This window comes from Paenibacillus sp. Pae15, from assembly GCF_024519685.1.
In the GTDB taxonomy this organism is placed as follows: Bacteria; Bacillota; Bacilli; order Paenibacillales; family NBRC-103111; genus Paenibacillus_G; species Paenibacillus_G naphthalenovorans.
In genome coordinates, this window is the sequence record NZ_JALJRM010000002.1 from 165,862 (window position 1) to 178,557 (window position 12,696).

At 49.8% G+C, this 12,696-nt stretch carries 15 protein-coding genes; 10 read left to right on the forward strand and 5 right to left on the reverse strand.

Annotated elements, in window-relative coordinates; genetic code table 11:
- Positions 1-24: 24 nt before the first annotated feature.
- From NR121_RS02510 to NR121_RS02530, 5 genes are all read right to left on the reverse strand, one after another.
- Positions 25-1,158 carry a YheC/YheD family endospore coat-associated protein gene (locus NR121_RS02510; protein ID WP_074727104.1) on the reverse strand — a complete coding sequence of 378 codons (1,134 nt, stop codon included), beginning with the start codon at positions 1,156-1,158 and terminating at the stop codon, positions 25-27.
- Positions 1,159-1,319: 161 nt separating this feature from the next.
- Positions 1,320-1,670, reverse strand: a complete 351-nt coding sequence (locus tag NR121_RS02515; protein ID WP_217437276.1) for a hypothetical protein — start codon at positions 1,668-1,670, stop codon at positions 1,320-1,322.
- Complete coding sequence (locus NR121_RS02520) at positions 1,648-1,956, reverse strand: alpha-helical endospore appendage domain-containing protein (protein ID WP_054818968.1); 309 nt, start codon at positions 1,954-1,956, stop codon at positions 1,648-1,650. Before NR121_RS02520 ends, NR121_RS02515 begins: the two co-directional genes overlap by 23 nt.
- A 29-nt stretch (positions 1,957-1,985) precedes the next feature.
- Positions 1,986-2,279 carry a nucleoside-diphosphate sugar epimerase gene (locus NR121_RS02525; protein ID WP_235594136.1) on the reverse strand — a complete coding sequence of 98 codons (294 nt, stop codon included), beginning with the start codon at positions 2,277-2,279 and terminating at the stop codon, positions 1,986-1,988.
- A 172-nt stretch (positions 2,280-2,451) separates the two neighbouring features.
- Positions 2,452-3,456 (reverse strand): ketoacyl-ACP synthase III, encoded by a 1,005-nt coding sequence (locus tag NR121_RS02530; RefSeq protein ID WP_074727105.1) that lies wholly within the window; start codon positions 3,454-3,456, stop codon positions 2,452-2,454.
- A 307-nt stretch (positions 3,457-3,763) separates the two neighbouring features.
- Here NR121_RS02530 and NR121_RS02535 point away from each other — a divergent pair, with 307 nt between their 5' ends.
- The 10 genes from NR121_RS02535 to NR121_RS02580 all read left to right on the forward strand — a co-directional run bounded on the left by NR121_RS02535 (position 3,764) and on the right by NR121_RS02580 (position 12,669).
- Positions 3,764-4,591, forward strand: coding sequence for a sensor histidine kinase (locus tag NR121_RS02535; protein WP_062410995.1), 828 nt, complete (start codon positions 3,764-3,766; stop codon positions 4,589-4,591).
- Positions 4,588-5,256 carry a response regulator gene (locus tag NR121_RS02540; protein ID WP_062409301.1) on the forward strand — a complete coding sequence of 223 codons (669 nt, stop codon included), beginning with the start codon at positions 4,588-4,590 and terminating at the stop codon, positions 5,254-5,256. Before NR121_RS02535 ends, NR121_RS02540 begins: the two co-directional genes overlap by 4 nt.
- A gap of 86 nt (positions 5,257-5,342) precedes the next feature.
- Positions 5,343-6,014 carry a YcnI family copper-binding membrane protein gene (locus NR121_RS02545; protein ID WP_256830453.1) on the forward strand — a complete coding sequence of 224 codons (672 nt, stop codon included), beginning with the start codon at positions 5,343-5,345 and terminating at the stop codon, positions 6,012-6,014.
- A 174-nt stretch (positions 6,015-6,188) separates the two neighbouring features.
- The gene (locus tag NR121_RS02550; RefSeq protein ID WP_054818970.1) at positions 6,189-6,950 is read left to right on the forward strand and encodes a CAP domain-containing protein; all 762 of its coding nucleotides are present in this window, start codon (positions 6,189-6,191) and stop codon (positions 6,948-6,950) included.
- Between the two features lie 210 nt (positions 6,951-7,160).
- Positions 7,161-7,628 carry a large conductance mechanosensitive channel protein MscL gene (gene mscL / locus NR121_RS02555; RefSeq protein ID WP_074727211.1) on the forward strand — a complete coding sequence of 156 codons (468 nt, stop codon included), beginning with the start codon at positions 7,161-7,163 and terminating at the stop codon, positions 7,626-7,628.
- A gap of 139 nt (positions 7,629-7,767) precedes the next feature.
- Positions 7,768-8,352 carry a class I SAM-dependent methyltransferase gene (locus NR121_RS02560; protein WP_054818971.1) on the forward strand — a complete coding sequence of 195 codons (585 nt, stop codon included), beginning with the start codon at positions 7,768-7,770 and terminating at the stop codon, positions 8,350-8,352.
- Complete coding sequence (locus tag NR121_RS02565) at positions 8,349-8,975, forward strand: DedA family protein (RefSeq protein ID WP_074727107.1); 627 nt, start codon at positions 8,349-8,351, stop codon at positions 8,973-8,975. The genes NR121_RS02560 and NR121_RS02565 overlap by 4 nt, the downstream gene beginning before the upstream one ends.
- A 391-nt stretch (positions 8,976-9,366) precedes the next feature.
- Complete coding sequence (locus NR121_RS02570; RefSeq protein ID WP_256830395.1) at positions 9,367-10,197, forward strand: sugar phosphate isomerase/epimerase family protein; 831 nt, start codon at positions 9,367-9,369, stop codon at positions 10,195-10,197.
- Positions 10,198-10,211: 14 nt separating this feature from the next.
- Complete coding sequence (locus tag NR121_RS02575) at positions 10,212-11,249, forward strand: zinc-dependent alcohol dehydrogenase family protein (RefSeq protein ID WP_062409297.1); 1,038 nt, start codon at positions 10,212-10,214, stop codon at positions 11,247-11,249.
- A 31-nt stretch (positions 11,250-11,280) separates the two neighbouring features.
- Positions 11,281-12,669, forward strand: coding sequence for an ABC transporter substrate-binding protein (locus NR121_RS02580; RefSeq protein ID WP_062409296.1), 1,389 nt, complete (start codon positions 11,281-11,283; stop codon positions 12,667-12,669).
- The last annotated feature ends 27 nt before the right edge of the window (positions 12,670-12,696 follow it).

The following is a 12,696-nucleotide window of genomic DNA, read 5'->3' on the forward strand; positions in this document are numbered from 1 at the left end:
GTTCCGGCATTTCGCTAAACTCAGTCAACGATCCGCTTTGCCGGCGTGAGGGCGATCGACTTCCTTGCCGGAGGTAAGAAGATGTTTGGCGAAAGCCATCGGATTCTCGTAGGAGGCTTTCCACTCTTTCAGCATACCGGCGTTAAGGAAGCTGTATCGCTGGTCCTTCCCGTTGCATTCAATGAACATAGGGACACCGTCTGTGGTCAAACCGATATCCAGTCCCAGGTCGGCCATGCAGGGGAGGCTTTGTCCCAGCTGATCAGCCACGCTTAGGGCCAAATGATGGATACTCCGTATCACTTCTTCGTGTGTCAGGTGGGGATATTCCTGCTGCAAAATCTCCTCCAACCGGTGAATCGTGCTGCCCTGGGATACATTGGTCAAAAATATCCGGTCTGAAGCCACTTTGGCGACGATTCCTGTAATTTTCCATTCGCCCGCAGCTCCTCGCTGGACGGCAACCCTGAGGTCGAACGGACGTTTCTTATAGGTTGCCAGGGCGACACACTGCTGAACGATATATTTTCCGTTTTGCAATCTGCGGCGCAGGACGGGGGGCAGTTTGAGGCCGTTGAATACAATCGAATGCCATTTGGTATTGCGCACATGAAGTGTGGACGGATAAAGCAATTTCCACTTTTTTTGCGTGCGGGATAATTTCATGACTCCGCGTCCCTTGCTGCTTCGGTCAGGTTTAATAATGATGGAATCAAATTGTTTCATCATCGATTTTACATTGGCGGGGGTGGCTTTGCGGGTCCGCGGCAAGTAGGGCTGCAAGCCGGGGTTTTTCATCAGCACATTGTGAATGAAGAGCTTGCCGTAACGGTTCCAAGAGTTAAAGAGCACCCTTCCTTCATCGGACCAGCTTCGAAGTGTGCGGAATTCCTTTATACCGTTATAAATGGCGCGATTATGAATGACTTGAGGCATAGGGACGACAGCCAATTCAAATTTGTCGTCGTCCGTTTGTACATAAGCTTTAATCCAAGCCTTTCCTGCCTTATAATCACGGATTCGAAAAAAGCATGGCGTAATCCCGAATTTCTTGCCCGCCTCTAGGTAATAATCGATCCTCTCGTATTTGGTTTTTCCTAAAGGTATTCCAGCGTACATCACATCGTTGACGAGGATGCCTACGTAGGGAGGCAGCATGGCTATCACTCCTTTGTCCCCGGATTCGGAGTAATACTTGACCATACAGCATATGTGACCGGGGGAAAGGGGGTTTGGACAGGTATCGTAGGCATTTAATGGGATCGTACATTGAGCATGCGGATTGACGTGAAGTAAAGTACAGAGAGGCAATAAAAAAACTATTCCTTCGCAGAAATAGTTTGAGGACGGTAATGAACCAGCGTTTGGTTGATCCACGGTTTTTGAGGGATTCCGCTGGTTTTTTTTCGTATTTTGATTCCAATCATTTTGACTGCAATCTGCCTTTGGTACTTGCTGAGCGCTTCCATTTGCTCAACAAGCCTCTCACCGGCCGGCTCCGTTTTTTCCGCAACGTCCGCTACGCTTTCCAAAATTCTGGACAGCGCACGCTGACTTCGGGCAAGCGAAATTAGAATATGAAGCTTTGTTCGCGCTTCTTCCTCATGCCAGTTCACTTTGAATTTCCTCCGAACGATATTGGATTGATCAACCTGTGATCCCCGGATCATTGGCGCCGCCTCCCTCTTGGTCCCCTAAAAGAGCCTGAAGATTCTTCGAAAGCGCCAGCTCCATTTTGGTTAAACCGTCAATGACTTCCAGCAGATGATCGTGGATTTCCACGGTTTTTGCAACCTGCTCACCTTGATTTTCAAATTGCATGGAGGATATGTGATGGCAAAGCCATTGGCTTGAACGGGAGGCTTCGATAGCTTTTGCTTCAAGAATTAGCGATATATTGAACTGTAATCGGGAAACGGATTGCAAGATTCTGTAATAAGAGTCCTCTCTGCTCATGGTTACCCTCTTTCCATTATCAACATACGTTATTCTTCCCCGTCGGAGCTTCGCTGTTCTTTCATGATCAAATTCAAATTATCCCCAATGGCGTCGGACAGATCGGCAAGGCTGTTCAGATAGGCCGCAACGTTTTTGGTGACAAGCAGAGAACCTTCCATCAATGCCGGAATATCATCAAAAGTCGGGTTATACTCGGGAATTTCATGAACGAGCTCGGCCATCCGTACGGCGACATGCCTCTCCGACTCCAGAATTTTCGACATTTCCCAATGCGAGGAGGCCATATGTTCGATAATGCTGGTTGCTTGCTGATGCATCATTCATCCTCCCTTATAAACAAAATTATGCCATAATATATGCTGCTCCGGTAAACGGGAACATTGGCATTGGCCCAGCGGAATCGCAGCTTTCGTCCATTTTGTAAAGGAGAATGTTCCAAATGAAGGTCCCTTCGCGGGGAAGGGACGCTATTTGTATAACATATGCCAGTGTTTATCTTTTGCTCAACGGTTCCTTCCATTTCAGGAGCAAACCTCCATGTACAAAACCTCCTCCGAAGCCGTACATAAGCACCTTGTCGCCTTCTTTCAGCAAGCCCTGCTTGATCCCCTGATGTAAAGCGAGAGGGATGGTCGCGGCCGAGGTGTTGCCAAAATACTCGATGGTATGCAGAGTTTTTTCCAACGGAATCCCCGTTCTCTCGCATACGGACTCGATGATCCGGAGATTGGCGCTGTGAGGGATAAACCAATCCACACTGCCGCTGGACAGACCGGCTTGTTTAAGCAGTTCGGCTACACCTTTGGGCACAGTCTGTACGGCGAACTTATATACCTCCCGGCCGTTCTGCACCAGCTTGCCGCCGGCGTTTACGGGTACCCCGTTCAAGGAGGAGGCGATGCCGGTCCGGTACAGGTGCACGCCCCCGGTGCCGTCGGAGCCGAAGGTAGAGGCGAGCCAACTCGCTTCCGCCCCTTCGGCATCCCGTTCCAGCAGCACGGCTCCTGCTCCGTCGCCGAACAAAATGCATGTCGTGCGGTCCGTGTAATCCGTTATTTTGGATAAGGCGTCGGCGCCGATCACGAGCGCCTTGCGGTGCAGCCCTGACGCGAGCATGCTTCTGGCCGTATGCAGGCTGTAGATGAACCCGGCGCACGCGGCGCTGAGATCGAACGCGAGTGTCTGCGGAATGCCGAAGTGGGCTTGGACCAGGCTGGCGGTCGAAGGGAAAGTGAAGTCCGGGGTGCTGGTCGAAACGATGAGCAGATCCACGTCATCCAATGCGGCTCCGTACCGGTTCACGAGATCCTTGACCGCTTCAATGCACAAGTGGCTGGTATACTCTTCGGGCGCCGATATGCGTCTTTCGCGGATGCCCGTTCGCTGAACGATCCATTCGTCGTCGGTTTCCACCATACGCTCCAGATCCGCATTCGTCAGCCGGCGTTCGGGCGTGTAGCTGCCAACCGCCGTTATTCTTGGAACGAATTGATTCATGATCACATCACCTCAGTTTATTATATTCACGCTCAAAAAAAATTATAACCTGATATTAGTACTTGGTACCAAAAATGATACATGGGCTTTTGCATTCTGTCAATGCGTTTAATACGATAAGGAGTTACAGCTTGTTTTATTATGTTAGAATAGGGGTATCATTCGTTCGTCGATATCATACCGGCAAAATTCAGAGGGCCATACGGCTGTGTCTTAGAGAAGGGACGCCCGATTTCTATGCAGGTTCGTATATCCGTATAGAATGGAATCCAATCCATGCGCGAGCTGTGAGGTGAAGCAGATGAATATGTCCATGAGAAGCTATAAAATATTGACGATTTTACTGCCGCCGCTTATCATTGGAGGCTTTGAGTACATCCGGCATGATTTTTTGTTAGATGTGCTTTCTATGGAAGCAGGCAACTTCTATATGACCCTGCTCACGCTTTTGCTTTCTTATTTGTTCGGAACATGGATGTTCGGACGCATTCAAAGCATGAACGTGAAGCTGGCGGAAGAACAGGCCAAACGGGCGGTATATGAGGAGCGGGAAAGGCTGGCGCAGGAGCTGCACGACAACATTGCGCAGATTCTGTTTTTTATGAACGTGCAGTTAAAAAAAGGGCAGCTGGATGAGGCCCGCTCCGCCATATCGGAGATCGATCATCATTTGCGGCAAGCGATCTTTAATTTGAGAACGGCGCCGGAAGAAGGGGCGAGCTTTACTGCCAGACTGCAGACATGGCTGGAGGAGTGGAGCGGCATGAGCGGCATTGCCGTCGATCAGCATATCAGCGTGCCTGAGGATCGCATTCCGCCGTCTGCGGAGGTGCCTCTGTTCTCGATCATCCGCGAGGCGTTTACGAACATCCGCAAGCATTCCCGGGCAGACCATGCTTACATTGAGTTTGTCCTGCAGGAGGACGGGGCAAACTGGAGCTTGAGGATTGGAGATAACGGTAAAGGAACGGATCGTGAAGCGCCGGAGCAGCCTCAACGTTACGGGATTTCCATCATGCGAAAGCGGGCGAAGGAACTGGGGGCAAAGCTGGAAATCAGAACAGCGCCGGGTCAAGGAATGGAACTGCTGGTTACCGGGCCGCTGCGTGAGGAACTGGGAGGGAGAACGTCATGAATTACCGCGTACTGATCGCGGACGACCATCCGCTTGCGCGGAAGGCCGTCCGTACCCTGATCGAGGGCGAGAGCGGCTTCGAGTGGATCGGTGAAGCGCGCAACGGGCAGGAAGCCGTCGAGCTTTGCGGCGAGCTGCTGCCGGATCTCGTACTGATGGATATTCAAATGCCGGTGATGGGGGGGCTGGAAGCAACCAAACGGATTAAACAGCTCTATCCCCATATCCGCGTGGTCATGCTTACGGTATCCGATGACGTGGCGGATTTGTTCACCGCCATCCGCTATGGCGCACAAGGATATCTGCTCAAAAATATGGATCCGGACGATTGGATCGCCTACCTGCACGGGCTGCTTGATGATGACAGCGAAATCTCCCGCGGTATGGCGGATCGGCTGTTCCATTCGTTTCGTTCAGCGGACGCGAATGTGAGCGATGTACAGCCCGGTGTGCTGTCTCAGCGGGAGTGTGAAATTTTAAGCTGCGTGGCCAGCGGCCAAAGCAACCGGCAAATTGCAGAAACGCTCGTCATCACGGAAAATACGGTGAAAAATCATATCAAGAACATTTTGGCCAAGCTGTCCCTTGACAACCGGGTGCAGCTGACAGCGTATGCCGTACGGCACGGTTTGACACAGATCGGACAAAAAAACGGGCGAAAATAGCCCAATCGAGTCATTCTTTCAAGCGGCGGTTTGTTATACATTACACATGGATATACTGATCGCTAAGAAAGAAGGGATTCCATATGATGAAAAAATGGCATATTACGCTGGTATTGAGCCTGTTCTTATCGCTTATGACCGGAGGACTGGCCAGCGCGCACGTCACCGTGCTGCCAAAAGAAACGACGCAAGGATCTTACGAGAAATTTGCCGTCCGGGTCCCGACGGAGAAAGATGTGCCGACAGTGAAGGTGGAAGTGAAATTTCCGCTGGATGCCGTCTCCATCTCCCGTTTCGAGCCGAAGCCGGGTTGGAGCTATGAACTGACCAAAGACGACAACGGAAAAATTACCGGTGTGATTTGGACCGCAACGGGAGAAGGTCTCGGTCCTACAGAGTTCGGAGAATTTTATATGCAGGGTAAAGTAGCCGACAACGCTACAGCGATCCAATGGAAGGCTTATCAAACCTACAAGGACGGCAGTGTCGTCGAGTGGGTAGGCGCGGAAGGCTCGGACAAGCCGGCTTCCGTAACCAAGGTCAATGCCAAACCGGCAGGGGCAGCCACAGACAGCCACGGCCATACCGCTCCTGCCGCAGATGCCGGCAAAGCCGATTCTGCCGCAGCGCCTTCAGTGTCCGGGGAACCGGCGGCCGGAGCACCGGCAGCCTCCGGAGCGCCGCTGTACTTATCCATTGCCGCCCTCATTCTTGGTGCGTTATCTTTCGTCGTGTCCTTGTCGCGAAGAAAACGCTGATATCGTATGAACCGGTCCGTTTCCAGCATGGGAAACGGGCTTTTTTGTGTTGTAGCGCAGGTCTTTTACATATAGAGGAATTCTTATCTGCAAACCAAATCATAAAAATGCGGCCGGAAGGGGATGCTGGTTGTAGACTTGATTATTTAACCAGTTCAGGGGGGATTTGCGAAGATGCTGCAGCGTTGGCGCAACAAGAAAAACGCTTTGATATGGCTCGTCTGCCTGTTCATGAGCCTGACCATCGCAGGCAAGGTTCTTGCGTTCGGCGAAGGTGCACAAGGTCCGGACGTTTATGCGGTTCAAGGGATGTTAAAATCGCTTGGCTATTTTCAGGGTCAGATCAACGGTTATTACGGACCCGATACAGCCAACGGCGTCAGGGTGTTTCAGAAGGCTAACGGACTTCCCCCTACAGGGGCGGTGGATGACCAAACCTTGCAAGCAATCCTCTGGGCATACGGAAACCTGAAAATTCCGAAGAAACCCGCTCCCGCCCCGGGTCCGATGCCGCCCAAGCCGGGTCCGCCGCCTCAGGAGAAGCCGCCCGGGCTTATGCCTGAGGAGCAGCAGATGATCGACCTGATCAACAAGGCCCGGTCCGAAGCCGGGTTGTCTCCGCTTGCCGTCGATTTGGAGCTGTCCAAAGTGGCACGGCTGAAAAGTCAGGATATGACGGACAAAGATTATTTTTCCCACGATTCTCCTACGTATGGCTCGCCTTTCGACATGATGAAACGATTCGGAATCCGGTACCGGACGGCGGGGGAGAATATTGCCTGCAATCAAAATGCGGAGTCAGCCCATCAAGCGCTGATGAATTCCGAAGGACACCGTGCCAATATACTAAGCAGGGACTTCACTCATATCGGCATCGGTATCGTGGAGGGAGGCCCTTGCGGCAAGATGTTTACTCAGCAGTTTACAGCCAAATAACGCCGGCAAGCCCAACCGTCCTGAAGCGTGCGATGCTTCAGGACGGTTTTGTTAGACTGACACAAGCCGCATCATTCGGTTCGAATTATTCTGTAATGCAAGAGGTGATGAATTTTGCATGGAGGCATTTCCATAAAGAGGTTGATTAGTGTAAAATAGGATGATAAACCGAATTTGGAGAAGAGAGGTTGTTCTGTTTTGGCATCAAGGCTGCTGAAGGAATTCAAGGAATTCGCCATCAAAGGAAATATGATCGAGCTGGCCATCGGGGTCATTATCGGCGCGGCTTTCGGCAAGGTCGTCACATCGATCGTCAATGACGTGATCATGCCTCCGATCGGATTGCTGCTTGGCCGGGTCAATTTTTCAGATTTATTCATCAGTCTGGACAGAGTGTCGTATACATCGCTCAAGCAGGCTCAAGAAGCAGGCGCGCCTACGCTGAATTACGGACTATTTATCAACAATCTGCTTGACTTTTTGATTGTTGCTTTTGTGATCTTTATAGCCGTGAAGCAGCTCAATCGTTTGCGCAGAAAGGAAGAGAGCAAGCCGGAACCTGAAGCAAACACCAAGGAATGTCCGGAATGCCTCTCCGACATTCCCTTGAAAGCAGTTCGCTGCAAATATTGTACTGCAATCCTTGAAGGGGAAAATGAATTGAAACCGTCCAACTAAGAATGGCAGTCTAAGGATTTCCATGAGGTGGGGGCAAGGAGTAATTTGCATCTTAAGAAATTATTCAGAAAATCCTTCACATGTTCTAAAGGTGTTTTCGTTAGCCTAGTGTTATCTGTGCAGGGAGGGTTTCGTGCAAATGAATCTCGGTTCGATCGTTCTGGAAAAATTCTTATTTCTAAACAAGTTTATTCAATCTCCCAAAGAGGTAGGGAGCGTGACCCCGAGCTCCGGGTTTCTGGCTAAGGCGATGACCAGGCCGGTGGCTTGGGACAAAATCGAAAGCGTGGCGGAACTGGGGGCGGGGACGGGAGCGCTGACCAAATATATTGAGCAGGCTGCCTCAGGCCGGGTCAAAGTGCTGCTGTTCGAGAAAGAGCCGGTGCTGCGCTATAAGCTGGCGCAAAAATACCCTGCGTTCGCTTGCTATGCGGATGCCTGCGGCATTCAAAAGGCGGTGCGCCGCGAAAAACTGGACGGTTTGGACGTTGTCATCAGCGGGCTGCCGTTCTTTAATTTCCCGCGAGAAGTACGCGATCGATTGATCAAACAAATTATCTCGTCCTTGAAACCGGGCGGAAGCTTCATTGCTTTTCAATATTCACTGCAAATGAAGCCGCAATTAAGGCGCTATTTTGATATCGAAACCATCCGGTTCGTACCTTTCAACCTTCCGCCTGCATTCGTATATGTGTGCCGAAAGAAAGCGGATCCGACTTCATGACATACGATACATTGCTTGATTTGATCGGACAATACGGATATGCAGCCTTATTCTTTGCCTTATGGCTGGGAATTGTGGGAATGCCGATTCCCGATGAGGTCATTGTGATGACCGGCGGTGCGGTAACGGCGGGAGGCCTGCTGCACACCATTCCAGCCTTCGTCCTGACTTATCTCGGAGTCGTTTCCGGTCTTACCTTGGGCTATGTTCTGGGGCGCTATATCGGGACACCCGTACTGGATAAACTCAGACGAAAGAAAAACATGAATCAATATATCGAAATGTCTCAACGGTGGAGCAGCAAGTATGGTAGTCTGGCGCTTGTGATCAGCTATTTTTTTCCTGTCATCCGGCACGTGATGCCTTACATTGTAGGACTGAACAAAATGCCGTTTAGCAGGTATGCTCTGTTTTCTTATACGACAGGGCTTTTGTGGACCTTGATTTTTTTCACGGCGGGACGTTTAACGGTCGACCATGCCGCTGAAGTGGGAATGACGATTTACCGGTACGGATTGAATCTGTTGTGGGTGCCTTTTGCGGCCTGTTTTATCTATGTCGTCTTCCGGCTGTTCCTTCGCAAAAAACGAGAGAGTGGCAGCACGATGGTAGAGAAAGAATAAAAAATGGAAACGCACGGAGAACCCATCCCTTTTTATGGATAGACCAAACTGTCCATGAAAAGGGATTTTTTTGTTTTGATTATAAAAAATGGATTAAAAGTCGTTATTACTAAATTAAAAGTTATACTTTTAACGTTGACAGTTAAAAGTATATGATTTATAGTTGAAACATGTCGAATAAATACGATATTTCTCCAATTGGTACGATGAAAGTACTAAGAAAGTTCTATGAAAGTGCATTCAACACCATCAGGATGCGAGAGGTTTCATGTAAACGCTATATGAAAGCGTTGCATGTAAGCGATACCTTATCAAGGAGGGATGACATGGGGAAGTAAACCATGGGAAACGACCTGATCACTTCTGAATCATTAAGGGGAGGGTAAACCAGATGCCTAAAATAAAGTATGCCTATAACGTACTGGTCTATGCAGGAGAAGAAATCGAACAGAGCATAAAAAGAATCGCGGGTTTTGGGTATGACGCGGTTGAGTTCGTCGGAGAGCCGGAAAATGTAAACGGTTCAGAGGTTAAAAGCTTGCTTGAGAAGTACAATGTCGAGGCTTCCTCTATTTGCGCCATTTATACACCGGAGAGAGATTTGGTTTCAAGCAACGAATCAATCAGGAAAAACGCGGTGAATTATGTAAAAGAGTGTGTTGACTATGCCAAATTGATCGGGGCTAAAGGTATTTCTGTTACCCCGACGGCCAATATGAAAATCCACGCTGAAGCGGATATCGAAACCGAGCTGAAATGGGCGGCTGAAAGCATCAGAGAAGCGGGACTGTATGCCGGCGAGCATGGAATTCGTCTGACGGTCGAGCCTTGGAACCGTTATGAAACTTATCTGATTAACCGTTTGGAGCAATCCCTGGCTTTGGTGAACGAAGTGAACCTGCCTAACGTAGGCTGCATGGGCGATACGTATCACATGAACATCGAGGAAGTGAATATCGCTGATGCCTTCCGTCAAGTTGGCGATAAATTATTCTATGTTCATTTTGCCGACAGCAACAGGGCGGCCCCGGGCAGAGGACACATCGATTTCAAGCCGATTGCGCAAGCTCTGGTAGACATCGGATATGAAGGCTACATTTCGATGGAGCTGCTTCCGCCTTTTGCCGATCCGTTCAGCGGCATCCGCTGCGAGGAATTTTACGATCAATATACCAAAGAATCGATTGATTATTTGAAAAAACTGTTTAGCTCGATTGATTAAAGGAGGACTAGAACATGAAAAAGACAATGCAGGCTGCTGTGCTCCATCAGCCGCAAGACATGAGAATTGAAGAAGTGCCTGTACCTGAGATTGCAGACCACGAAGTATTGATTGCGACAAAGCGCTGCGGGATTTGTGGTACGGACCCTCATATTTTCCGCGGTCACTTCCCGGTGCCGACCCCGCTGATCCAGGGACATGAATTTTCGGGTGAAGTAGTACAAGTAGGCTCCGCCGTAAAAAACGTCAAGGTTGGCGATCGCGTGACAGCGGATATTAACATCAGCTGCGGAACCTGCTTTTTCTGCAGGGCCGGCCAAAAACTATTTTGCAATGAAATTGTGCAGCTTGGCGTGCATACCAACGGTGCTTTCGCCGAATATGTGAAGGCGCCTGCATCCAACGTCTATCTCATTCCTGACAGCATGACCTGGGAAGAAGCCGCATACATCGAGCCGTTGGCGTGCGCCATCCGGGGCCAGGAACAGGCGAAAATTACAATGGGCAGCACGGTGGCGATTATCGGTGCGGGGCCGATGGGATTGGTACACTCGCAGCTGGCCAAATTGAACGGAGCAACGAAGGTCATCATCAGTGAAATGAACCCGACCCGGATCGAAAAAGCGAAGCAGCTGGGTGCCGATCATGTCATCGACGCTTCCAAGCAGGACCCGGTTCAAGCGGTGTTTGATTTGACGGAAGGCCGGGGAGCGGATTTTGTTATTGAAGCCGTAGGTGCTATTCCGACCTATCAGCAAGCGTTTCAAATGGTTCGCCGTGGCGGCGTACTGGTTGTGTACGGTGCAGCTCCTGCACATGCGACGATGGAAATTAAACCGTTTGAAATTTACAGCAAGGAGCTTACGATTGTAGCATCCTATGCGGGAACATACAACACATGGACCAAAGCGATCAACATGATCTCCAGCAAACGCTTCAACCCGAACGATATTATTTCCAAAACGATTCCTCTGGAGCAAGTCGTCGACGGCATCCAGGAAGCGGCAAACAATAAAGACACCATTAAAATTATCGTCGAAATCTCGAAATAATATTCCATATCATAGACAGGAGAATGAGGATATGAAATTGAAGTCTAAGCCACTGGCGCTTGCGATGCTTTCCGGTGCTCTGCTGCTTTCCGCATGCTCTTCCAATTCCGGCGATCAAGCCGGACAGGCTTCCGGCAGCAATGGCAGTGACGGCAAGCAAGTCACATTAAATACGGTATTTCTCGGCTCTTCCTGGGGACAAGCCACTCAAGAATTGGCTAAAGAATACGAAAAAGAAACGGGTGTTAAAGTCAACGTCGAATTGGTAGGCCGGGATGTCATTTATCAGAAGCTGGCGCTGTCCATCGCCGGTCAAGCCAATTATGATTTGTTTAACGTCGATTATAACTGGATTCCGGAATTTGCTTCGACAGGAAGCCTGCTGCCTTTGGATGACTATCTGAAAAAGAATAACGTGGACACTTCGAAATACCTGCCGAGAGCTTTGGCTTTATCGCAGTGGAATGACAAAAACGGATCCTTTGGCGAAGGAGGAACGATCTATGGACTGCCGCAATCGATCCATCCTCAATTGCTGTGGTATCGTTCCGATTTATTCAATGACCCGCAAATAAAAGAGGAATTTAAAGCGAAATACGGTTACGACCTGGTACCTCCAAAGGATATGAAGCAGTTCAGGGATGCGGCTGAATTCTTTAACGGTAAAGAATATAACGGGCAAAAATTGTACGGATGGGCCGCCCAGGCAAGTAAAGGATTCGGGAATGTGCATACCTGGCTGACCTTTATGTACTCGAACGGTGCGGACGTGATTGATTGGAATACGATGACTTCGTCCTTATCCACTCCTCAGGCGATTGAAGCAACCAAAACGTGGGTAGATTTACTGCAGTACTCGCCTCCGGGAATTAACGACTATACCTTTGCCGAAGTAGCGACGGATGCGGCTCAAGGGAAATTGGCTATGGCGATTCACTGGTCCTGGAGCGCTTTTGAAGTAGACAATCCCCAAACGTCCAAAACGGTCGGCAAATGGGATTTCGTGCAAGTGCCGGCTATGAAAAGCTCTACGCCGCATATCGGCGGATGGTCGATCGTAGCTCCGAAATCAACGAAAAATCCGGATGAAGCGGTTAAATTTATGATTTGGCTCGAGAATAAGCAGAATGATGTGCGTCAGGCGACCATGGGTGGAGGAGACCCGGTTCGAGAAGAATCTTATTCCGACCCGGCGTTAACCAACGAACTGATCGAAGGTACCGATGTGAAGAAGTACCGCCGTTATGAAGCGCTTCAAGAAGCGATGAAAACGGCCAAGGCCCGTCCGTTCTTCCCGCAGGAAGAAAAGTGGGAGAGTTTTGTTTCCGAATATTTGAGCGCCGCACAATTGAAAACCATGTCTGTAGAAGATGCATTGAAAAAGGCTGATGAAGCCGTCAACAAAATGCTGAAAAAATAGTCGCTTGATCTAGATGAAGGAGGGGGA

Coding starts and splice junctions, on each gene's coding strand:
- NR121_RS02510 (WP_074727104.1), bottom strand. CDS start 1,158: ATGCTGCCTCCCTACGTAGGCATCCTCGTCAACGATGTGATGTACGCT.
- NR121_RS02515 (WP_217437276.1), bottom strand. CDS start 1,670: ATGATCCGGGGATCACAGGTTGATCAATCCAATATCGTTCGGAGGAAA.
- NR121_RS02520 (WP_054818968.1), bottom strand. CDS start 1,956: ATGAGCAGAGAGGACTCTTATTACAGAATCTTGCAATCCGTTTCCCGA.
- NR121_RS02525 (WP_235594136.1), bottom strand. CDS start 2,279: ATGATGCATCAGCAAGCAACCAGCATTATCGAACATATGGCCTCCTCG.
- NR121_RS02530 (WP_074727105.1), bottom strand. CDS start 3,456: ATGAATCAATTCGTTCCAAGAATAACGGCGGTTGGCAGCTACACGCCC.
- NR121_RS02535 (WP_062410995.1), top strand. CDS start 3,764: ATGTCCATGAGAAGCTATAAAATATTGACGATTTTACTGCCGCCGCTT.
- NR121_RS02540 (WP_062409301.1), top strand. CDS start 4,588: ATGAATTACCGCGTACTGATCGCGGACGACCATCCGCTTGCGCGGAAG.
- NR121_RS02545 (WP_256830453.1), top strand. CDS start 5,343: ATGAAAAAATGGCATATTACGCTGGTATTGAGCCTGTTCTTATCGCTT.
- NR121_RS02550 (WP_054818970.1), top strand. CDS start 6,189: ATGCTGCAGCGTTGGCGCAACAAGAAAAACGCTTTGATATGGCTCGTC.
- NR121_RS02560 (WP_054818971.1), top strand. CDS start 7,768: ATGAATCTCGGTTCGATCGTTCTGGAAAAATTCTTATTTCTAAACAAG.
- NR121_RS02565 (WP_074727107.1), top strand. CDS start 8,349: ATGACATACGATACATTGCTTGATTTGATCGGACAATACGGATATGCA.
- NR121_RS02570 (WP_256830395.1), top strand. CDS start 9,367: ATGCCTAAAATAAAGTATGCCTATAACGTACTGGTCTATGCAGGAGAA.
- NR121_RS02575 (WP_062409297.1), top strand. CDS start 10,212: ATGAAAAAGACAATGCAGGCTGCTGTGCTCCATCAGCCGCAAGACATG.
- NR121_RS02580 (WP_062409296.1), top strand. CDS start 11,281: ATGAAATTGAAGTCTAAGCCACTGGCGCTTGCGATGCTTTCCGGTGCT.